Origin of the sequence: Campylobacter concisus, from assembly GCF_050447485.1 — a bacterium.
GTDB lineage: Bacteria > Campylobacterota > Campylobacteria > Campylobacterales > Campylobacteraceae > Campylobacter_A > Campylobacter_A concisus_BQ.
On the sequence record NZ_JALMFY010000001.1, the window covers coordinates 1,491,735 to 1,513,931 of the forward strand.

A 22,197-nucleotide genomic window follows, 5' to 3' on the forward strand; every position below is an offset into this window, starting at 1 on the left:
ATATATTTATTTGTAAAAGGATTTGCAGCTATGGCATTTATCGACTACTTACGCAGATTTTTCACATTTTTTAGGTTTAAACACAGTGTTGTTTTAGTAACCTCTATCGCTCTTAGTGTTTTGTTTTGGCTCTATGCCCCACTTGTAGCATTTAACGATATATATAGCTTTGCTAGTATTAGCTCACGAGTTAGTGTGCTAGTTGCTTTTTGGGCAGTTATATTGTTTTTTGTCTTGCTTAGACCGCTGATGAACTATTTTGCATCACGCAAAGATGAGAAAAATGACAAACTAAAAGAGATCAAAAAAGAGTCAATGGATAGTTTTGGCAAGGCAAAGAGAAATTTCTTACTTTCGCTAAAAGACGCCAAAATGACTTGGAAAAAAGATATAAATTTCAAAAAATTGCCATTAATAATGATAATAGGCAACGAGGGCGCTGGCAAAAGTGCTTTTATAAACTACTCAAATATCGAATTTCCTCTATCTGATAGCCTAGATACTTATAAAAAGATACACCAAAGTACGACAAATTTTAACCTTTATGTATCAAAATTTGGAGCACTATTAGATACTGAGGGCATTCACTTTGCGCAAGAGAGCCTCTATCAGCCAACTGCAACAGAGGAGCTTCCTGAAGATGATGTAGAGAAAAACAGAGACTATCTACTTAAAAAAGGCGTTTGGAACGAGTTTTTACACTTTTTAAAGAGAAATGACTTTAACTCAAGACTAAGCGGTGCCGTACTGATCATCGATACTAAAAAATTCCTAGAAGGCACTCAAGAGTATTTTGACGAGCTTATAAGATATATGGTAAAGAGGATAAATGACTGTGAGAAGCACCTTGGCATTAAATTTCCTATTTACGTAGTCTTTAGCAAGCTTGATCTTATAGATGGTATGGGTGATTATTTCAAATTATTTAATGAAGACGTGGCAAATAAAGCTCTTGGTATAAATTTAGACTCAAATTTCACCGCCCAAACACTTGAGACAGAGCTTAAAGGCTTAAGCGACTCACTATTTAAACACCTAATGAGCAAAAACTCGATCTCGCACATGCTAGAAGATAAAAAACGCTCATATTTGTTCTTAAAACAGCTAGAAAATTTCTTTGTGCTAGTAAAAGACTTTGTCACAAAGCTAAGCTCTCAAAATGCTCTTAAAAACACATCTGTTATAAATGGAGTTTATTTTGTAAGTGCATATCAAGAAAATATCCCTATAAACTACCTTACAAATACAATTTGTGATAAATACAGCATCAAAAAACCACTTCTTAGAGCGGTAAATAATTACAGCAAACAAAGCTACTTTGTAAAATCATTTTTAAAAGAGATCGCTTTTAAAGCAAATGTAACGAAATTTGGCGCTCAAAATAGATTTGTTAAATTTATAAATTTCGCCCTAGTGGCTGCACTTTGTGTGGGAGTTTATTTTGGCTCTAGCTATATTTTAAATATCAAAAATACAAAAGAGCAAATTGCGGCTAACAACGTAGATAAAATTTCTAACTATCTTGATAGCAAAAAGTATAAAGACCTTACCGCTACACAAAAGATCGAGCTTTTAAATCTGCTAAAACAAAGTCTAAACGACTATCCAAGGATCTTTAGCGGTGATACTAAATTTGAGTACATCACTCTTGATACCTCTTATAAAGGTTTTACGCCTGTTAAAGCGCTTTATTACGATCTTAGTGCTGACTTTTTCAAAAATACAGTTTTAACTGAGATGGAAAATATCCTAAAAACAGAGAGTGACCCAGATAAGCTTATAAAAGCCTTTTATATGTATGATTCACTTTTTGATAAAAACTATACAAACGTAGATCTATTTAAAATTTGGATAGCTGCAAACTGGGATAAATTTGAAAAATATGGCGTTGCTAAAGATGAGTTTTTAGCACACATTGAAGCCATTTTAAATGCTAAAAATTTAAGCATTTCAGCAGATCAGAGCGCCCAAAGTGCTGCAAATACCAAACTAACACCTGTTCAAAGAGCAAAAAGGCTCTACTCGATACTTGAGTTTATATCATTTAAAGATGAAAAATCATTCTACGACATCAAAAAAGAGGTTGAAAATTTAAACCAAGTAGTTCAAGAAAAAGAGGCGTTTAATCCATTTAATAAAATTTATACAAAAGAAAATTTAAGAGACTTCTTGGCAAAGCTTAGCTCAAACATCGATGAGACTGCAGGCATCGAGTCATGGCTGATGGATACCAACTCATCTTTAAAAGATATCAGCTCAAATGAGAAAAAAGAGCTAAGCATCGCAGTTGTAGAGCTTTACTTGCAAAACTATGCTGATAAATGGAACCAAATTTTAAGAGCGATCGAGCCAAATGAATTTGCTACTAAAAAAGAGGTCATAGATGAACTTGAAATTTTGTCAAAAAGAGAAAACCCACTAAATTCTCTTATAAAACTAACCAACCAAAATACAAATTTAAATGATGAAAATTTACTAAAATACATCTACTCTCTAGGTTTTGCTTCAAGCGAGATAAAACGTGTATTTACAGACTTTAGCACTAAATTTACAAACTATCATGCGCTAAATTCTGACGGATCGCTAGATCTTATCAGCAATGACGTCACAAATGTATATAAAAAAGTTAGTGACTATAACTTTGAGATGCTTCAAAGCAGTGACGATAAGATCGTTTATGCGATAAATGGCATAAAAAATGAAAATGATCCATTTATCGTGCTAAATAATGACGCCAAAAAGCTTCCAGATGAGCTAAATGAGTACTATCAAAAGCTATCAAAGCTTGCTTGGAAACAGGTAGAAAACGGAGCTTCATCGCTTTTAGCAACGGCTTATAAAGATGATGTTCTTGATGACTTTGAAAGTCTTATAAAACCTTATTATCCATTTAATGAAAACTCAGCAAAAGCTGTTAGTATCGAAGAATTTAAGAGATTTTTTGGCAAAGACGGAACATGGAATAGCTTTTATGATAAATATCTAAAACAAATTTTAAGCAAAACTGGCAGTGGCTATAAAGTAAGACCAAAATATGCAAAAGAGCTAAGATTTAATAAAAGCTTCCTTGAAAATATCGCTTATATCGATAGAATTTCAAATTTGATGCTTGACTCAAATGATGAGCTAAAATTAAACTATAACTTAAAAGCGGTTGATCTATCGGCAAATTTCAGCCACATAAATATAGGCTACGGAAATAGCTCTTTGGCGTATGATCACACGATCCCATCAAATTTACTTGTCTCAAGTAAAAGCTTTGATATCTCAACGCAGTTTAAATTTAATGCTGTTTCAAATGCAGGTAGCGACAAAAAAGAGATCAGCTTTGATGGTGAGTGGGGCTGGTACAAGCTCTTAAAGGCTTCAAATTTCAGTAGCATTGGCGTTAGCACGCTTAACTTTGATGGTAAAAAAGAGTCATATTTTGGCTTTGAAGTTACTCCAAATGGCGGAGAGCTTTTAGAGCTTATGAATATCATACCAACGATTGATTTACCAAGAAAGATGCTTTATTAAGGAAAAAATATGCAAGAAATAGCAGCGGTTATACAAAATTTTGATAAAGCTTCGAGCTTTTTGGCGCAGTATGTCATTTTTGATGAAAACGGCGGAGACATAGGCTCGCTAGATACGGTTAAATTTCCATGCAGCGATACAAGTGGCTCTATAGCTTCAAAGCACGCTCATATAGGCTTTGAAGAGGGCGTTTTTACCATTTGTGGCTATGAAGGATGCGAGATATTTTATAGCGATTCTTATTCGAAGTTACCTGATGATTATGAAAGCGTGATAAATCTAGGAGATATTTTTAGGATAGGAGAGCTTAAATTTATATTTATAGATCCTTCTAGGATAGACGAATATGTCGGCAAAGCCCACAAGATCATAGAAAATACCAAAAATTTTGATGAGCTTGATAATAAAGAATTTGAGCCAGTTGGGAAAATATCAAATGTTGATTTTAAAGAAGAGCCAAAGATAAATTCTCTCATAGATGAAGAAAAAGATATCACTTTAAATGAGAATGTTAATGATGTGCCTTTAAATTTAAATGAGAGCGCTCAAAATTTCGATGAAGAAGATATAAATAGTCAAAGGATGCTAACAGCAAAGAGCATGGATGAACTTTTGATGAATTTGGTTGAGAGCATAAAAGTGCAGCCAAACATGAGCCCTATAAGCGAGCAGAGCAGGACGTTAAATACAAAAGATATGGAAACTATTATAAAAACGCTGCCTCTAAGTGACAACACGACGCTTGTGAATGCTGTTTTGCTTAAGCTTATTTGCAAAGAGCTATATAGTCAAATGTACGATATAGTCGAGAATAATTCGTTTTTCAAATATCTCTCTGGTGCTGTAACAAAAAGCACCAGAGAAGATAAAGAGGCGTTTAATTATTTATTACATAAAGCACTTGAAAGCTATATGTTAAAAAAGTAATGTTTTTAATAAAATAGAAAGTTAATAAAAGTTAAAATAACCAAATTTTTTAATAGGAGTAAATATGTCACAACCAGTGTATATTAAGGTGAAAGGTTCTACTCAAGGACTTATCTCAAGTGGTGCTTCAACAGAAGCTAGTATCGGTAATCGCTATCAGTCAGGTCACGAAGATGAGATCATGGCACAAGAGGTTTCTCACATCGTAACTGTTCCAGTAGATCCACAAAGTGGCCAACCATCAGGACAAAGAGTACATAAGCCATTTAGCTTTACAACATCTTTAAACAAAGCTGTTCCACTTCTTTACAACGCATTAACTCAAGGCGAGAGACTTCCAGAGGTTGAGATCCACTGGTATAGAACATCAACTAGCGGTGGCGCTGAGCACTTCTTTACTACAAAACTAGAAGATGCAACTATAACAGATATCACTCTAGTAAGCCCAAATGCTCAAGACAAGCTAAATAGCGACAAAACTGAGCTTTTCAAAGTTTCAATGAACTATAGAAAGATAGTTTGGGAGCACGTAGCTGCAGGTACAAGCGGAAGCGATGACTGGAGAGAAGCTACTAAAAAAGCTTAAAAAATAACCTAGGGATCCTCCCTAGGGATATCAATCTTCTCGTTGGAAGGACACAAATGAGCCCTTTTTATCATTATCTTTTAAAACACCATGATATGTGAAATGCGATATGAAACACTTAGCTATGATCATATTTCTCATAACATCTTTATATTCACACGAAGCAAATTGCACGGATATGTTTGGACTCATTTTCAATAAAAATTTAAGTGACGCTGAAACGGCTAAGTATATAAAATACTACATAGATGATCTTGGATGCGATGCTAATGCTAGTATAAATTTACCAAATTTAACGATGAAAGCTAGCTTATTAGAATTTGCTTATAGTGCAAATAAACCAAAAAGCATTGACAAACTTTTAGAAAAAGGCGCGGTACCTAATGCGTGGTTGGCTGGCTCAATAGGATTAGACTTTTTGCTTTTTTTTGAAGAAAATGGTGTTAAGTTAGAAGGACAGTCACCAAGCCCTGAGCTACTAGAATTTATAAAAACTCAAAAATATAAAGAATTTAAAGAAGAAAAATTTAAGCTAATCAAAAAACTCCTAGAACATGGACAAGATCCAAAAGGCTATATCCTTTTACATAAAGTATTAACGCTTGTAAATGATGAAGAAGATTTAGAGAATTTATTAAAAGATGGAGCTAAAAAGGAATTAGCACAATGAAGCAATTAGCAATAATCATATTTCTTATAACATCTTTATATTCACATGAAGCAAATTGTACGGATATGTTTGGGCTTATTTTTGATAAAAAAATAACTGATGAAAATACCGCTAAATACATAGAATATTATATAGACAAACTAGGTTGTGATGCTAATGCTAGCGTAAAATTAAATAATTTAATGGCTAGATCGAATTTATTAGAATTTGCTTACGATGCAAACAAGACTAGAACTATTGACATGCTTTTAGACAAGGGTGCTACTCCAAATGGCTGGCTATCTACGTCAATAGGGCTTGACTTTTCGTTTTTTTTTAATAGTAATGGAGTTCCAATAGAGAATAAAAGAGCCAGTAAAGAATTGCTTAAATTTATAAAAACACCAAAATATAAGGAATTTAAAGAAGAGAAATTTAAACTGATCAAAAAACTATTAGATCATGGGCAAGATCCAAAAGACTATGCTGTTTTAAAATCTATTTTAAAAATTATAAATGACGAAAAAGATTTAGAGAATTTATTAAAAGATGGAACTAAAAAGGAATTAGTACAATGAAGCAATTAGTAATAATCATATTTCTCATAACATCTTTATATTCACATGCAATAAATTGTGCTGATATGTTTAACATAGTAGCTGATAAAAATATAAGCGACAATGATACAAGAAAATATATTGAGAAATATATTAAAAAATATGGATGCACGACAGATATAGCTTTAAAAAATAAAAAGCTTTCTAATAGAACATATGATTTGCTCGAATTTGCACATGATTATAAAAAAAATGAGACTTTCGATCTGCTTTTAGATAATGGTGCTAAGCCAAATATGCAATTAGCTACATCTATAGGATTTGACTTTGCATTTTTCTTTAGAGAAAATGGTGTAGGTATAGACAACAAAAAAGCAAGCCCTGAGCTACTAGAATTTATAAAAACTCAAAAATATAAAGAATTTAAAGAAGAAAAGTTTAAATTAATCAAACAACTATTAGATCATGGGCAAGATCCAAAAGATTATGGCTTCTTAAAAAATATATTAATGCTCATAAATGATGAAAAAGATTTAGAGAATTTATTAAATAATGGGAATAAAAAGGAATTAGTACAATGAAGCAATTAGCTATAATCATATTTCTCATAACATCTTTATATTCGCATGAAGCAAATTGTTTAAATATGTTTGCTGTGGTATTTGACAAAAATACAACCGATGAAAATACTGCTAAATGTATAGAATATTACATAGATGAGCTTGGGTGTGATACTAATATAGTCCCAAGTTTCGCTAATGATGGCTTCAATTTACTAGATGCTGCTTATGAAAATAATAAGACTAAAACGTTTGACTTACTTTTGAATAAAGGTATTACGCCAGATAAATGGCTAACTGCAATTATAGCAACAGAATTCCTAGTCTTTTTTAGAGAAAATAGCGATGGCATAAAAGACAAAAAAGCAAGCCCTGAGCTACTAGAATTTATAAAAACTCAAAAATATAAAGAATTTAAAGAAGAAAAATTTAAATTAATCAAAAAGCTTTTAGAACATGGTCAAGATCCTTATCATTATGGCTATTTGAGGGTTATATTAAAGATAGTAGGTGATGAAAAAGATTTAGATAACCTATTAAATAATGGAACAAAAAAGGAATTAGCACAATGAGGCAATTAGCAATAATCATACTTCTCATAACATCTTTATATTCGCATGAAGTAAACTGCTTAAATATGTTTGCTGTGGTATTTGACAAAAATACAACCGATGAAAATACCGCTAAAGTCATAGAATATTACATAGATAAGATTGGTTGTGATGCTAACATGACTATTGAAATTCCAGACCTTTCAATAAGACCAAATTTATTAGAGTATGCTTATGATGCAAATAAAACAAAAACTTTTGATACTCTTTTGGAAAAAGGTACAGCGGCTAATGCTAGTTTAGCAACATCCATAGGTATGAGCTTTGCATTTTTCTTTAGAGAAAATGGTGTCGGCATAGACAATAAAAAGGCAAGCCCCGAGCTACTTGAATTTATAAAAACTCAAAAATATAAAGAATTTAAAGAAGAAAAGTTTAAATTAATCAAACAACTATTAGACCATGGGCAAGATCCAAAAGACTATAAAGTTTTAAAGATTATTCTGAAAATTATAAATGATGAAAAAGATTTAGAAAAATTATTGAATGGTGGAAATAAATAATGGATTTCTTTAATATTAATAAAAAAAAATTAGATACAGCAAACGATAATTTGGAAATAAAAAATTATGAAAAACAAGATACATTTACAAAATTTAACGAAGTAATTGACAATACTGGTAAGGTATTTGGCGCTTTGGGTTGCAAAACATGTGAGCTTTCTACTGAAGTAGCGAAAACTGGAATAGATGATCAAAAAGAAAAATTTTATAATGAATACAAAGAAGCAAAAAGAGGCGGAATAGAAGAAAGTGTAAAAACTATGCGTAACCTCACAGACGCTGATATTGAAATGTTTGAAAAAAGATTACAAGAAGAAGAAAACGAAAAAAGATTGAAAGAGCAACAAATGGACAAAAACATAACATCACCAACATCATCACTAACTAAGCCAGTCATGCTAGCATCTGGCAACTCAGTGGCAACAGACGGCTTTGTAGACTACGGCGTATCTAACGATGCCTTCTCTACTCTTCAGATAGCAAACGATAAATTTATAGTCACAAGAGCTGATATAAATGAGAGTTTAGAGGATATATTTAGCATAGAGTGCTTTGCCTATATAAATTTAGTCAAAAATCCGCTTTATGAAAATTTAGAGAGCATTTATAACGATAACGCTCAAACTGGCATATATAGATACCTTGATAAAGGCATGAAGCTAAGCATAAAAAGACCATCTTCTACAAACAAGAGTATCATCCCAGGCAATAATGGCAGCGACTATATCTACTTTAGTGGCATAGTAAGCGATGTCGAGTATCTAGGCGTTGATGATGACAGCAGCACAAATATAGACAAAAAATACTTCTTCAAATTTAAACTCACATCTTCGCTATATAGACTAAGTATAAATAGAGCAAATAGAATTTACACAGATCAAAGCGTGCTTGAAGTGGTAAAAGAAATTTTGTCTTTTAACAAGCAAAGGCTAACTAAAGAGCTAGACTTCTCAAACATCAAAAATAGCTACAATAAAAAAGAATTTATAGCGCAGTACAACGAAAGCGACCTAGCCTTTATAACAAGACTTTGCCATGATAGCGGTATATATTTTTATGAAGATAATGAGAAAATTTACTTTCACGATACCTTTATCCTAGCTTATAGCAACCAAGCTGAAGGCCTAGCACAAAGCGAACCGAGCAAAGGCAAAGAGGCTAGAAAAGTAAGCTTTAATGTAAATTTAAATAACAATCTTGCAAGCGAACACATAAATAAAATCACAAAGAGCGAAACTCTAAAAGCAAACAGCTTCACCCACTCATTTCAAAACACAGCCTATCCAAACGTGCTAGAGAGCAAAAATGAGAAGATATTTGACGAGCAGGTAAATATCTATGATAAGCATATAAATTTAGATGAGTATTCATTCAGTGATACGAGGTTGCTTGAGGTTAGCACCTATCTTAAAAAGCTAAGAAGCGATATGCTTTTGAAAGAATTTGTCGCTAGCTCAAACGTCTTTGCTCTAAATTTAAACGACAATATCTCAGTCGCCATAGATCAAAGTAGCGGCGAATATGAGTTTAAAATAATAGCTATAAAACACACTTATATAGACGAAAGCGTTTTAGAAAATACTCTAAATTTAGGTGATAACGTCCCTTTAAAAGATAAAAAATTTATAAGCTCATACACAAATGAACTAAGCATCATCCCAAGCAGCGTGAAATTTGTGCCAAGCTATAAACAAAAGCCAAAAGCACCAGACATCACTCTAGGCCTTGTCGTAGGACAAGATGGGCTAAATAGCCAAACAAACACCATCCATACGGATAGTTACGGCAGAGTAAAGGTAAGACTAAACGCCTTTAGCACACAAGAGCAGATAGATAAAGACGACATCATAAACGCAAGCTATCATAAAAGTGCCTATCTAAGAGTGATCACACCTATCGCAAGCAACAGTTCTGGCTTCTTTGCGATACCTAGGGTCGGCGATGAGGTGATCATCTCATTTTTGCAAAACGACATAGATAACCCAGTGGTAAGCGGTAGCCTCTATAATGCCTCAAATATGCCACTAGTAAATGTAGATAACAACTACCATCAAACATCGCTTAGCTCAAAAACGATCGGTGCAAACGAGACTGGCATAAACGAGATCACTTTGTCAAACTTAAAAAACAAAGAGCAAATTTATGTAAAAGCTGAGAAAGACTACGACGAGCTAGTAAATAACGACTTTTCTCAAACGATACTAAACGACAAAAGCTCTCAAGTGCATGGTAGCTACACTGAAAGGGTCAAAAAAGCACACATCCAAACGATAGATCTTGCTAAAAACGTAAATGTCGGCGGCGAATATCTAACGACGGTCGGACTTTCAAAAGATACGGTAGTAGGCGTCTCAAATACACTAAATGTAGCTGTTGATGATACAACTAGAGTTGGTCAAGATAGACATGAGTTTGTCGGCAATGACAAATTTGTCGAGATAAAATCAAACCTCAACACAACCATACACAACGATGAGACTAAAGAGATAAAAGGCACCAAAGAGCAAAACATAGACGGTAGCTACAAGCTAAATTCTCAAAAGGGCATAAATGAGTTTAGTAACGAGCACATAGTGCTTCAGGCAAACAACTACATCGACATAAATGCTAAGTCAAATTTCACAACAAAAACAGCCGCGCAGCACACCGAGATGGCAGACTCTAAGTATAGCGAGATCGAGACGACATACGAGGTCAATGCTAAAAATGAGATCATCCACCAAGTAGGCAGTACCAAAGTAACGATAGATGGCGCAAGTGTCGTGATAGAAGTTGGTGGCATAAAAGCGATATTTGACAGCATGGGACTAAGAGTCATCGGCGGAGATATCAAGGCGTTGTAAAAATAAATGGAGAATAATATGAAGAATGTCTTTTTTATACTATTTTTAATTGTAAATTTATACTCAGATAATGAAAATTTTGAGTCAAAAGAGTGGGTAGGAAATTATTCGTTTGAAGATCAGATTATGCTAGATAAAGAAAATTATCGTGGGCATATTCAGGATTTGAATATATCGATGTGTAAAAACAATATTTGCAATGTTAGGTTTGAAAGTTACCGTACATATGGCGTTAAAGGAGATGAAGATAGCGAAGGTGCAAATATTTGTCTGATAGAAGTTGAGGACAAAGCGATGAATTTGCAAATTCTTTCTTCTAAAGAAGCAGTTTTAAAATTAGCAACAAATGACAAAAGTAAAAAGTGCAGCGCAAATATCATAAAGACTGATAAAGGTTTTAAATTTACTAAGCCAGAAATAAATGCAAATGAGTGTGCAAATATACTTATAGATTATGGTTGTGGAGAAGGAACTGATCCGTATTGGGACGGAGAATTTATAAGGAAAGATAAATGATCTTTAAAGAGCTAAGTAAAGATGAATATGGCAAATTATTGGGCATATTCATGTGTAATACAGAAGTGGATCCAAACTCTGAATTAGTTAAGTCAGGACGCTTTCTCAAGCCTCACGCTGATAATTATAAAAATGTTAATCAAGGAAATATCGCTATTGGCTATGGATTTGATTTAAAAGTAAATGATATAGCTCAAATTACAAAAATGTATAGAGGTGTCTTTGGAGATGAATGGCAATTAACGCAAGAAGAGACTTTGGTTTTAAGAGACTATAAAAATGGAAAAATAACAACCTCGGCAGCATTAAGTAAATTTGGCTCTATTCAAAATTTAAGCTTAGATTTAAAAACAAGAGATAATGCATATAAACTGTACTCTTTAACTCTTAGTACTTATGAAAATAAAGTCAATAGTAACATTCCAAAATCCTACGAAAGGCTGGCATTAGTCTCAAGAGCATACAATCACTATGGCTCAGATCTTATGAAAGCTGTATCGCAAAGAGATAGATTTTTAATATGGTTTCATCTACGTTATACCATAAACACTCAAAGAGGCAAGGAGCTAAACGGCCTAACCAAAAGAAGGTTGTGGGAATCAGATATTTTTGACCTTAAATATAAAGACGATTTTGAAGCGATAATAAATATTTTTAGTCACATAAATATATCAAAACACAATGATCAAACAATAGCTAAATATATACGAGCATACGAAGGAAGAAATTTTACCGAAAAAAATATCACAGATTTTAAAGCGGATGCCGTAAGTAGGAAGCTTAATAACTACTTTTCATTTAAATATAATAAAATCAATGCTACTCTTGCTCCATTTGTGGATAAGCTCCACTCTCTTCTAAAAGAAGTTATCAATACTACATTTGATAATAAAAATATATATGTTGTATACTTAAAAAGTGATGGTACTAACAATATATCAGCTATAAATAAAGCACTGCAAGAACGCGAGAAAAACTCAGAATTTAAAGAAGGTAAAAAAGAAGAAATTTTACTAATATATCCTCATCAATCTGCTCAGCCAACAGCACCATATCAACCAAAAAATACAAGGCTAACTATTATTTTAGCAAGTGGAAACTATTTAGATTGTTCTAATCTCAACCCATCAGGCAATAGCAGCGAAAGTAGACTAATACTAACCAACTATAAATTTAACTCGTACAAAATAAATTACAACGCTAGTAATATAAAATTTATAAACCCTTTTACAAGTAAAGAAACTATACTTTACAAAGATGAAGTTGGAAATTTTATATCACAAGACAAAAAATATTCCTACAATAGCGCAAATAAAATAGTATTAAATTTCTTTGATAATCTAAATTTTAACCTACTAAATTTTGCCAAAGAAAATGGCTCTTTAAGAAGTGATAAGGCTTCGTCAATGTTTGATATAAAGCTTAAATTAGCAAGCAACAACAGCAGTGTCCCTACTACCAATAATGGAAATTTTAATCTAGTCATAACAAATTTAATAATCACTGATGAAAATCAAAATAGCACTGACATAAAAGAGATATATTTGCACAACGGAGAAGATAAGAGGGTATACAAATCATATTATCTTAAGAAAAATGAAACTACCAGCGATGATGAGTTAGAGAAAAACTCATATACGGCCAAATTTAATATCAATTTGATCTTAGATAAAAATCAAGGAGCATTTAAGAAGACTACAAAATTTATACTTGCCGCTCGTGATCTAAGCAAGGACTACTCTACTAGTGAAATCCACAGCATGAGCGATAACGGTGTCGTATCGCTTGAAGCCAATCAGAAACAAAGCGGACAAGCTACATACGAGCTAAAAACATCACTCATCGATATAGCAAATAATATATTCAATGTAACAGTAGATGTCCCAAACAAAAAAGATAGAACAACAATAACCACAAAAGATACAATAAACCTAAAGGCAAAATATAAGCCAAATAAGGGAGATGATAACTATAAAGAAATAAACTGGTCTTATAAGATAATCAAAAAAGATGAGTACAATGGTGAAGTAAGAGCAAATATAGTAACAAATGACATAAAACTAGAAGGCGAGAAATTTAAAGGCAAGGAGATAAACTTCACCCCGCAAACGGACATAAAAGATCAAGAGCTACTTGAAAAGCTAAAAGAAGATGATAGCACTATTGTGTTTTTTGCATGTTTGAAAGCTCCAAGATATACAACAAGATATGGAAAAGCACACGGAAAAATTAATTTTAAAGTGCCTATAAAGCTTAAATATGAAAACAGCAAGCTTTATATATATGAATTTGGTCATACCGATAAAAGTCTAGGCTTTGATGCAAGTTTATCAGATAAATTTAGTTGCGAGATCAATGAGGCAAAAAAATCAACTAACTCTGGTGGAAAATATTACGTAAGCTCAAGTATAAATAGTCAAAGTATAGGTATCTTCAAGGATCATAAGCTAAAAGAACCTGCTTATCAAGTAATAAGTAATAATGGTAAGTCTAGTAGAGTGCCATTTGAAATTTATGTAGCTGATGTTAAGACAAAAAATACGATATTGGGTAATAAAGGCGGAATAAATCTAATAAACAATGAAAATAAAAGTAAATTTATTTCTAAATTTAACGAAATAAAACAAAAAGTTAAACTAGAAAATGGAGAATCTATTGGTGTTGAAATAATTGAAGATGATGTATGTTTTTGTTTAAGCCAAGGCTTAGTCAAAAAGAGTTGTGGTGGAAATGGTTGTAATATAAACGATAATGACTATGCAACAACGGCCAAAGATCTTGGTGTAGAAAAAGAAGTATTAATGGCAATAGCAAGCCAAGAGTCTAAACATACTTCGTTTAAAGCAGTAAAACAAGCCACTATTTTATTTGAAAGACATAAGATGTATTGGCTTCTTATTAAAAAAGGTTATACTAAAGCTAGCGTAGATGCATTATCTAAAAAATATCCAAGTATCGTAAATAAAAGTGATGGTGGTTATAATGATATGACATCATACGAAAAACTTAAAATTGCGAAAAGTATAGATTATAGTTGTGCTGTACAGTCTTGTTCATGGGGGAAATTTCAAGTCATGGGATTTAACTATGCTAATTTATATTCGTCACCTATGGAGTTAGAAATAGCTATGAATATGTGTGAATTGCAGCAATTCAAGTATTTTGTTTCATATCTTAAAAATACGAGCGGTATGGTTGATGCATTGAAGAATAAGAACTGGGAAAGAATAGCAACACTATACAATGGTCCTAACTGGAAAGATAAAAATCCAGAATATGCAAATAACATTAAAAGATATTATAATCAGTTTAAGGCATCTAAATGAAAATATTTTATATAGTAGTTTTACTAAATACATTTTTATTTGCTTCTGAAATTTCAGAAGCTTTTGGGGATCTAGATGGTGATGGCGTGGATGAAAGGGCAGTAGTTTGGCAAGATAGTGACTTGCATAGAGTTTTGCAAATTTTCAAAAAAGATAGTGAAAACAAATGGAGTGAATGGCAAGAATTTAGTAATGTAATAATGAATTCTAATGACGGTGGTGCCATGGGAGATCCTTTTGAAGGTTTGGAGATAAAAAATAGAGTGATCACAATAAATCATAGTGGTGGCGGCGGTAGATTTGAGTGGGGATATACCCACAAATACAGACTTGACTTAAAAGATAAAATTTGGAAATTAATAGGCGTTACCGTAGATATGCTAGATAAAAATGTAAGAGATCAAAACTTGGACTATAACCTTCTAACAAAGAAAGCCATATACAAGGTAGAGTGCTTAACAAAAGAGGCAAACAAATGCAAAAATATAAAAAATTTTATGTTTGATGCAAAAAACAATAACCAAATAGATATGAATAAAATAAAACTTGGAGAAAACCAACTTATCGTGCCAAAATATAATGAGAAAATATATTATTGACGTAATAGGGTATTAAATTTTAATATAAGTTACTATGTAAAACACTCTAAATTTAATCCAAATCCACAAGTAAATTTATATAAAACTTTATCTTTATAATATTTTGTAATGTCACACATTTTTGCTAAACTCACCCCTTTTAATTTACCTAAAAGGGAGAAAATGAAGAGATATTTAGCCGAGTTTTTTGGCACATTTTGGTTAGTTTTTGGAGGTTGCGGTAGTGCGATATTTGCAGCAGCTTTTCCAGAGCTTGGTATTGGTTTTGTGGGTGTTGCGTTTGCTTTTGGTCTTACAGTTCTTACGATGGCTTACGCAGTTGGTCACATCAGTGGCGGTCACTTCAACCCAGCTGTCTCAGTTGGTCTATTGGTCGGCGGAAGATTTGACAAAAAAGACTTCGTGCCTTACGTCATCGCACAGGTTATCGGAGCGATCGCAGCTGCTGGCGTGCTATATCTTATCGCTTCAGGCAAGGCTGGATTTGACGCTACTGCAAGCGGTTTTGCTAGCAACGGATACGGCGAGCACTCACCAAATGGCTACAATCTAGTCTCAGCGCTAGTTGCAGAGATAGTTCTAACTGCGTTTTTCCTTATCATTATCCTAGGTGCGACTGATGAGCGTGCTCCAAAGGGCTTTGCACCGATCGCTATTGGCCTTGGCTTGACACTGATACACCTTATCTCGATACCTATCACAAACACATCGGTTAATCCAGCTCGCTCAACTGGTGTCGCGATATTTCAAGGCACTTGGGCACTAGAGCAGCTTTGGCTTTTCTGGGTTGCACCTATCGTTGGAGCGATCATTGGAGCTATCATTTATAGGATTTTAGGCTGCACATGCGGCTGCAAAAGCGCAAAATAATCAAATTTTATACTTCAAAGGGCGATCTTCGCCCTTTCTACTCTTTCAAATTTAAATAAGTAAAAAGAAATTTATAAGATATTTTTGAGGGGTCATCTAAGAAATTTAATTCTTAGATGAATAGAGGTTTTAGGCCTTTTTTGTCATCGCCCTAATAGGTATAACAAATATCGCTGCGATAAGGTAAAAAACGATACCAAAGACAGCTGCCATCATAAATATCTCGCCGATATCATAAAAGCTTGACTCAAGCCTAATAGTATCCACGTAATTTATCGCAAACCATAATGCTACGCCAAGAGCGATAGCAAAAACAAAAAATCCCCAAGAAAATAAGAAATTTAAAATCTTAGTCATCAACTTTTCTCCTTTTTGAGTTTATTTATCTACCTTAAATCCGCCGCCAAGTGCCCTATAAACTTCGACCGCGCTATCTACCTCATCAAGCTTTGCAGAGACATCTTGAAGCTTTGCTTGAAGCAAATTTCTCTCCGCATCGAGAAGCTCTAAGTGGCCGATATAGCCAGCATTATACTGATCTTTAGCAAGCGAATAAATCTTTTGCTGCGATTGTAGCAAATTTTTTACCTGATCCAAAGAGAGCTTTGCGTTTTGCCTTGATATAAGGGCATCTCTAACCTCGCCAAGGGCCGATCTAACAGTCGCTTCGTAAGTGATAGCTGCGATTTGCTCGTTTGTCTCAGCAACGCGGACGTTGTTTTTTATCCTGCCGTAGTCAAATATTTTTTGCGCTAAAGAGCCACCTATATTCCAAGTATTGGCATTTCCTACAAATATATTTTCAAAATCAATACTTGTAAAGCCCAAAAGTCCAGTAAGTGAGATTGTAGGAAAATAATCAGCCTTTGCTACGCCAACAAGAGCATTTGTAGCTTTTAGATCTGCTAGAGCTTTTGCCACGTCGCTTCTTCTAAGCAAAACATCTGAGCTGATGCCAGCGTTTATCTCAGGTGAGCTTGGTAAATTTTGCGCACTAGCAACAGCTCCTTTTAAAATTTCATCATTACTCTTGCCAGTTAAGATGGCTAGCGAAGTAAGCGCTTGCGACTTTGAGTTTAGCACTGAAGTTAGGCTAGTTTTTGCCCTTTCAACCTCAGCCTTGCTTTGCAGGTAGGTCATCTCATTTATGCCACCAAGATCAAGCTGCGTCTTGCGAAGTGCTAACGTATCTTCGTAGGTCTTTAGCGTCTCTTGAAGTACAGCCTCTTGCATATTTAGTGAAACTAGCGCAAAGTAGCTTTTTGCTACACTTGAGCTAAGGCTTAGTCTAGCGCTATCGTAGTCAAATTTGCTCGCATTTAAATTTTCATTAGCTGCAAGCACGCTATTTCGCACTCTACCCCAAAGATCTATCTCGTAGTTTAGCCCTAAATTTATGCTCGAGCTCCTATAACGTGTTTGAGGCTGCCCAGTGTAAGTTTCACCGCTGGTCTTTGCCTTGGTATAACTTACATTTAAATTTACCCCCGGTAGCAAGTCAGCCTCAGCAACGCCAAGGCTTGCCTTTGCTTTTTGTAAATTTAAATATGCAATGCGTAAATTTGTATTTTTCTCAAGCGCGCTTTCGACTAGAGAATTTAAATTTTCATCGTGAAATTCTTTCCACCAAAGATCTCTTATATCGCTTGTCTCGAAAGTGTATGTTGAGGTGAAATTTGTATCCACATTTGGCATATCTGGGCGAAACGAGCAACCAGCCAAAAACGCCGCTGTTATAAGTATAAACGCCTTATTTCTCATCTTTTTTTGCTCCCTTTTTCCAGTATTTTTCATTTAAATTTTCAAGCAAATAGTAAAACATAGGCACGAAAAATATCGCTATCGTAGTAGAAGCGATCATGCCGCCAACCACGCCAGTTCCAAGTGAGTGACGAGATGCAGCGCCAGCGCCTGTGCTTATAACCATTGGGAAAACACCTAGTGTAAATGCGATAGATGTCATTACGATAGGTCTAAAGCGAAGTTTTGCTGCATTTACAGCTGATTCAAATATGCTCTTTCCGCTCTCGCGCTCTTGCATAGCAAATTCTACGATCAAGATGGCGTTTTTGGCCGCCAGACCGATGAGTAGTAAGAGCCCTATCTCAAAGTAGATGTCGTTTGTTAGCCCTCTTATCCAAACAGCTAGCAACGAGCCAAATACCGCAAATGGCACAGCTGTGATGACTGCTAGTGGGATGAGCCATCTTTCGTACTGAGCAGCAAGGATCAAAAAGACAAAGACCATACCAAAGATAAAGGCAACCGTGCCTGTTCCTTGAGAATTTACCTCTTGATACGCAGTTCCTGCCCAGCTTATAGCGTACTCATCGCTACTTAGCGTGTCATTTACGACCTCTTGGATCGCCCTTATCGCATCACCTGATGTGTAGCCAGGTTTTGGATCGCCCATGATCTTAGCCGCTGGAAAGAGGTTAAATCTATCAACGATATCAGGTCCGATCGATCTTGTAAGCGTTGCTACTGAATTTAGTGGCACCATGCCGCCATCTTTTGAGCGGACGAAAATTTTTCTTAGATCCTCGGGGTTGTTTCTAAAGTTATCGCTTGCCCTTGCATATACGCGGTATGATTTACCCGCAAGGTTGAAGTCGTTTATGTAGTAAGAGCCAAAGCTAGCTGCTATCGTGCTAAAAATTTCGCTCTCGCTTACGCCAAATAGCCTTGCCTTTTCTTTATCAACCGTTATCTTAAACTGGCGATAGTTTGTCTCAAGCGTCGTTCTTACGCCAGTTAGCTCAGGTCTTGCGTTTGCAGCTGCAGTTACCTTTCTAGCATCCGCTTCTATCTCGTTGTAGCTCTTGCCGCTCTTATTTTGTAGATACATCTCAAAGCCGCCAGTCATTGATAGACCCATGATAGGTGGCACATTTACGACAAAAGTCATTGAGTTTTTTGAACCCCAAAGCATGCCGTTAAACTGACCTACTAAGGCATCTGCATCGTCCGTTGCACCCTTTCTTTCGTTCCAGTCTTTTAGCTTGACAAAGCTGATGGCTGAGTTTTCTCTAAGCGAGCTAGCTAGCATATCATAGCCTGCAAATCCCATGGTAAATTCGACATTTGGGTTGCTCAAAATGGCGTTACTAATAGATTTTACCTCTTCTTTGGTCTTTAGCATATTTGTTGAAGGTGGAAGCGAGGTGATAACCATCAAAGCGCCCTTATCTTCTGAAGGCACAAGCCCTTTTGGCACTTTTTGAAAAAGGCCATACGTCGCAAATCCCATTATGCCAATGACTATAAAGCTAATGATGACGTGTTTTAAAATTTTTGCCACGCCTGCTGTAAAGAGCCTAGTGCTAAAGTCAAAAAAGTCGTTAAATTTCTGAACTATCCAAAATGGCTTGTTCTCTTGTTTTTTAAGCATAACCGCACAAAGTGCTGGCGTAAGAGTAAGAGCGACAAAGCCTGAGATACAAACAGCAACAACAAGCGTTAATGCAAACTGCTTTTGTATAACGCCAACAAAGCCCTCCATAAATGAAACTGGCACGAAAACCGCGCAAAGCACGAGCACGATAGAGATGACTGGGGTTTGTACCTCCTCCATCGCCTTAAACGTGGCGTCTTTTACGCTTATTTCTTTATCTTCATGCAAAATTCTTTCAACATTTTCTATAACGATGATCGCGTCATCCACGACGATACCGATGGCTAGGATCAGGGCAAAAAGTGTGATCAAATTTATACTAAAGCCCATAACATAAAGACCGCCAAATGTGCCTATGATAGAGACTGGAACAGCAAGCATTGGTATGATGGTAGCTCTAAAGCTCTTTAAGAAGAAGTACATTACGATAAGAACTAGCACCATCGCTTCTATGAAAGTTTTTATAACTTCGTCTATTGAGACGGTGATAAATTCAGTTGGGTTGTAGGCTATGGTGTGCTCTAGGCCAACTGGATAGGTTTTCTTTAGCTCTTCAAGCTTTGCTTTGACCGCTTCAGCAGTTGCAAGTGCGTTTGCATCGTTTTGTAAAAATAGTAAAAGCGGCACTGCTGGCTTGCCATTTAGCATAGCTTCAGATGCGTAACTAGCAGCTCCAAGCTCGACTGTGGCGACCTCTTTTAGCTTGACGACTGTGCCATCTTCACTTTTTATCAAAATTTCGCCAAACTGCTTTGGATCTTTAAAACGTCCTTCAGAAACTACTGAATAAACATAAGGATTTTCACCCTTTGATGGCTGCTCGCCGATCTTGCCAGCGGCGTATTGTGAGTTTTGAATTCTTACTTGTGAGATGACGTCGCTTGGAGTTAGTTTAAACTGAGCAAGTCTGTCTGGCTTTAGCCAAATTCTCATCGAGTATTCTTTGTTGCCAATTAGAACTGTATCGCCGATACCATTTACCCTTTTGATCGCGTCAGCAATGTTTAAATTTACATAGTTGTATAACTCAACTTGGTTCATATTTGGATTTGTAAAGCCAACTACTTGAAGGATCGAACCGCTTCTTTCACGCACCGTTACACCCATATTTTGCACCTCTTGAGGCAATCTTGAAAGGGCAGCTTGCACGCGGTTATTTACATCTATCGTAGCTTGTTTTGATGATGAGCCGATCTTAAAATATACACTTATATTCATAGTGCCTGCAGAGCTTGATGTGCTTTGCATATAGAGCATATTTTCAACACCATTTATCTGATCTTCAATGGCGCTTGCGACTGAGTCAGCGATAGTCTGCGCGTCAGCACCGCTATATGTCGCAGTTACAGAGACAGTAGGCGGTGTAAGACTTGGATACTCCTCTATAGGAAGCCCCTTGATACCCATAAAACCTGCTATAACTATGATGATAGATATAACAGTTGCAAAAATCGGGCGGTTTATGAAAAATCTTGAAAACATCTATCTGCCTTTACTTGCTACTTGTAGCGTTTGCATCTTTGTTTAAGAAATTTGCGCTTAAGTCTTTGTCAGTTTCAACTGGTGCGCCAACTCCGATTTTAAGGAAGTTATTAACTATTATCTTATCGCCCTCTTCAAGGCCCTCAGTCACTACGACCATATCTTTTGTTTGGTAGCTAGTTTTTACATTTTTTTGTCCTACTTTGCCATCTTTTACGACCAAAACATAAGTGTTTGTAGCGCTTTGTTGAAGGGCAACTTGCGGGATGTTAAAGGCATTTTTTTGAACAAATCCGCTCATCTTTATATGACCAAACGCACCTGGCAAAATTTTACCTTCACTGTTATCAAAGCTAGCCTTTGCCAAAACGCTGCCAGTCGCGGTATTTACGACGTTATCTATAAATGTCACTTTGCCGGTGAAATTTTCATTGTTTAAATTTAAGACAGCCTCGCTATTTAGTTGCTGCCAAGCGCCGTTATCTAAATTTGCTTTTCTACTTAGATTATCCACGTCTGCGATGTAAAAGTCAGCCTCGATCGGATTTATCTTTGTTAGTCTTACAAGCTGGGTTTGGCTTGCTGTTACAAGTGAGCCAACATCTACTTTATTATCGCCAACAACGCCGTCAAATGGAGCCGTGATAGTTGTATAGCCAAGATCGATCTTGGCATTTTTTAAAGTTGCTTTTGCGCTTACTAAAGTTGCATTTGCGATGTCATAAGCTGCAACGGCTGCGTCGTAGTCTTTTTGAGAGACTGCGTTTTTCTTATAAAGGGCAGAAATTCTTTTAAACTCAGTCTGCGCATTTTTTAAATTTGCATTTGCCACGCCAACAGCTGCGTCAAGCGAGTCATAGCTAGCCTCGTATTTTTCTGGATCTATCAAAAATAGCTTATCTCCAGCCTTTATCTTGTCGCCTGGCTTAAAAAACTGCTTTATGATCGTGCCACTAACTTTTGGATAGATGATGACATCTTGGTTGCTAGTAACTGTGGCCGTGTAGTCAAAGCTAATAGGCACATCTGCTTTTTGTGCAACGAAAATATCAACGTGAGATGGTGGCATTTGACGGCCTGTAGCAGCCTTTTTGTCGCTACTTTCAAAGCAGCCAGAAAATAAAAAAACGGCAGCCGAAAGCACAAGAAAACTTTTAAATTTCAACATAAAAACCTCTCTTAATTTTAAAATTTAATCCCAAATTTAGTTTTGTAATAATCATTACAAAATTTTAAAAGTCCCTGACTATAACCA

17 protein-coding genes are annotated in these 22,197 nt (G+C 35.3%); 13 read left to right on the top strand and 4 right to left on the bottom strand.

Annotation, left to right across the window (positions count from 1 at the left end):
• Window positions 1-30: 30 nt before the first annotated feature.
• The 13 genes from tssM to aqpZ all read left to right on the top strand — a co-directional run bounded on the left by tssM (window position 31) and on the right by aqpZ (window position 16,066).
• A complete protein-coding gene (gene tssM, locus MTT29_RS07570; RefSeq protein ID WP_429800233.1) occupies window positions 31-3,519 on the top strand; it encodes a type VI secretion system membrane subunit TssM in 3,489 nt (1,162 codons plus the stop codon).
• 9 nt (window positions 3,520-3,528) lie between these two features.
• Window positions 3,529-4,446 (top strand): hypothetical protein, encoded by a 918-nt coding sequence (locus tag MTT29_RS07575; protein WP_429800234.1) that lies wholly within the window; start codon window positions 3,529-3,531, stop codon window positions 4,444-4,446.
• A 64-nt stretch (window positions 4,447-4,510) separates the two neighbouring features.
• The gene (locus MTT29_RS07580) at window positions 4,511-5,032 is read left to right on the top strand and encodes an Hcp family type VI secretion system effector (protein WP_012001093.1); all 522 of its coding nucleotides are present in this window, start codon (window positions 4,511-4,513) and stop codon (window positions 5,030-5,032) included.
• A 178-nt stretch (window positions 5,033-5,210) separates the two neighbouring features.
• Window positions 5,211-5,702 (top strand): hypothetical protein, encoded by a 492-nt coding sequence (locus tag MTT29_RS07585; protein ID WP_429800235.1) that lies wholly within the window; start codon window positions 5,211-5,213, stop codon window positions 5,700-5,702.
• Window positions 5,699-6,259 (top strand): hypothetical protein, encoded by a 561-nt coding sequence (locus tag MTT29_RS07590; RefSeq protein ID WP_429800236.1) that lies wholly within the window; start codon window positions 5,699-5,701, stop codon window positions 6,257-6,259. The genes MTT29_RS07585 and MTT29_RS07590 overlap by 4 nt, the downstream gene beginning before the upstream one ends.
• A complete protein-coding gene (locus MTT29_RS07595; protein ID WP_429800237.1) occupies window positions 6,256-6,819 on the top strand; it encodes a hypothetical protein in 564 nt (187 codons plus the stop codon). The genes MTT29_RS07590 and MTT29_RS07595 overlap by 4 nt, the downstream gene beginning before the upstream one ends.
• Window positions 6,816-7,370, top strand: a complete 555-nt coding sequence (locus tag MTT29_RS07600) for a hypothetical protein (RefSeq protein WP_429800238.1) — start codon at window positions 6,816-6,818, stop codon at window positions 7,368-7,370. Before MTT29_RS07595 ends, MTT29_RS07600 begins: the two co-directional genes overlap by 4 nt.
• On the top strand, window positions 7,367-7,912 hold the full coding sequence (locus tag MTT29_RS07605) for a hypothetical protein (protein ID WP_234399547.1): 546 nt from the start codon (window positions 7,367-7,369) through the stop codon (window positions 7,910-7,912). The genes MTT29_RS07600 and MTT29_RS07605 overlap by 4 nt, the downstream gene beginning before the upstream one ends.
• A gap of 50 nt (window positions 7,913-7,962) precedes the next feature.
• Entirely contained in the window at window positions 7,963-10,755 is a 2,793-nt protein-coding gene (locus tag MTT29_RS07610) for a type VI secretion system Vgr family protein (protein ID WP_429800239.1), read from the top strand.
• 18 nt (window positions 10,756-10,773) lie between these two features.
• Window positions 10,774-11,271, top strand: a complete 498-nt coding sequence (locus MTT29_RS07615; RefSeq protein ID WP_429800240.1) for a hypothetical protein — start codon at window positions 10,774-10,776, stop codon at window positions 11,269-11,271.
• On the top strand, window positions 11,268-14,597 hold the full coding sequence (locus tag MTT29_RS07620) for an N-acetylmuramidase domain-containing protein (protein ID WP_429800241.1): 3,330 nt from the start codon (window positions 11,268-11,270) through the stop codon (window positions 14,595-14,597). The genes MTT29_RS07615 and MTT29_RS07620 overlap by 4 nt, the downstream gene beginning before the upstream one ends.
• Window positions 14,594-15,196 carry a hypothetical protein gene (locus MTT29_RS07625; RefSeq protein ID WP_429800242.1) on the top strand — a complete coding sequence of 201 codons (603 nt, stop codon included), beginning with the start codon at window positions 14,594-14,596 and terminating at the stop codon, window positions 15,194-15,196. The genes MTT29_RS07620 and MTT29_RS07625 overlap by 4 nt, the downstream gene beginning before the upstream one ends.
• Before the next feature lie 162 nt (window positions 15,197-15,358).
• The gene (aqpZ, locus tag MTT29_RS07630) at window positions 15,359-16,066 is read left to right on the top strand and encodes an aquaporin Z (RefSeq protein ID WP_103608985.1); all 708 of its coding nucleotides are present in this window, start codon (window positions 15,359-15,361) and stop codon (window positions 16,064-16,066) included.
• Between the two features lie 129 nt (window positions 16,067-16,195).
• Here the strand turns inward: aqpZ and MTT29_RS07635 are convergent, their stop codons facing one another.
• Genes MTT29_RS07635 through MTT29_RS07650 form a run of 4 tightly spaced genes read right to left on the bottom strand, consistent with a single transcriptional unit; the run spans window position 16,196 to window position 22,110 of the window.
• A complete protein-coding gene (locus tag MTT29_RS07635) occupies window positions 16,196-16,423 on the bottom strand; it encodes a hypothetical protein (protein ID WP_004318043.1) in 228 nt (75 codons plus the stop codon).
• Between the two features lie 21 nt (window positions 16,424-16,444).
• Entirely contained in the window at window positions 16,445-17,827 is a 1,383-nt protein-coding gene (locus MTT29_RS07640) for an efflux transporter outer membrane subunit (RefSeq protein WP_429800243.1), read from the bottom strand.
• Complete coding sequence (locus MTT29_RS07645) at window positions 17,817-20,942, bottom strand: efflux RND transporter permease subunit (RefSeq protein ID WP_429800244.1); 3,126 nt, start codon at window positions 20,940-20,942, stop codon at window positions 17,817-17,819. Before MTT29_RS07645 ends, MTT29_RS07640 begins: the two co-directional genes overlap by 11 nt.
• A gap of 10 nt (window positions 20,943-20,952) precedes the next feature.
• Window positions 20,953-22,110, bottom strand: coding sequence for an efflux RND transporter periplasmic adaptor subunit (locus MTT29_RS07650; RefSeq protein ID WP_429800245.1), 1,158 nt, complete (start codon window positions 22,108-22,110; stop codon window positions 20,953-20,955).
• Window positions 22,111-22,197 lie beyond the last annotated feature (87 nt).

What these genes read in the sequence shown, in the direction of transcription:
- tssM (WP_429800233.1), top strand. Translation starts at nt 31, where the DNA reads ATGGCATTTATCGACTACTTACGCAGATTTTTCACATTTTTTAGGTTT.
- MTT29_RS07575 (WP_429800234.1), top strand. Translation starts at nt 3,529, where the DNA reads ATGCAAGAAATAGCAGCGGTTATACAAAATTTTGATAAAGCTTCGAGC.
- MTT29_RS07580 (WP_012001093.1), top strand. Translation starts at nt 4,511, where the DNA reads ATGTCACAACCAGTGTATATTAAGGTGAAAGGTTCTACTCAAGGACTT.
- MTT29_RS07585 (WP_429800235.1), top strand. Translation starts at nt 5,211, where the DNA reads ATGTTTGGACTCATTTTCAATAAAAATTTAAGTGACGCTGAAACGGCT.
- MTT29_RS07590 (WP_429800236.1), top strand. Translation starts at nt 5,699, where the DNA reads ATGAAGCAATTAGCAATAATCATATTTCTTATAACATCTTTATATTCA.
- MTT29_RS07595 (WP_429800237.1), top strand. Translation starts at nt 6,256, where the DNA reads ATGAAGCAATTAGTAATAATCATATTTCTCATAACATCTTTATATTCA.
- MTT29_RS07600 (WP_429800238.1), top strand. Translation starts at nt 6,816, where the DNA reads ATGAAGCAATTAGCTATAATCATATTTCTCATAACATCTTTATATTCG.
- MTT29_RS07605 (WP_234399547.1), top strand. Translation starts at nt 7,367, where the DNA reads ATGAGGCAATTAGCAATAATCATACTTCTCATAACATCTTTATATTCG.
- MTT29_RS07615 (WP_429800240.1), top strand. Translation starts at nt 10,774, where the DNA reads ATGAAGAATGTCTTTTTTATACTATTTTTAATTGTAAATTTATACTCA.
- MTT29_RS07620 (WP_429800241.1), top strand. Translation starts at nt 11,268, where the DNA reads ATGATCTTTAAAGAGCTAAGTAAAGATGAATATGGCAAATTATTGGGC.
- MTT29_RS07625 (WP_429800242.1), top strand. Translation starts at nt 14,594, where the DNA reads ATGAAAATATTTTATATAGTAGTTTTACTAAATACATTTTTATTTGCT.
- aqpZ (WP_103608985.1), top strand. Translation starts at nt 15,359, where the DNA reads ATGAAGAGATATTTAGCCGAGTTTTTTGGCACATTTTGGTTAGTTTTT.
- MTT29_RS07635 (WP_004318043.1), bottom strand. Translation starts at nt 16,423, where the DNA reads ATGACTAAGATTTTAAATTTCTTATTTTCTTGGGGATTTTTTGTTTTT.
- MTT29_RS07640 (WP_429800243.1), bottom strand. Translation starts at nt 17,827, where the DNA reads ATGAGAAATAAGGCGTTTATACTTATAACAGCGGCGTTTTTGGCTGGT.
- MTT29_RS07645 (WP_429800244.1), bottom strand. Translation starts at nt 20,942, where the DNA reads ATGTTTTCAAGATTTTTCATAAACCGCCCGATTTTTGCAACTGTTATA.
- MTT29_RS07650 (WP_429800245.1), bottom strand. Translation starts at nt 22,110, where the DNA reads ATGTTGAAATTTAAAAGTTTTCTTGTGCTTTCGGCTGCCGTTTTTTTA.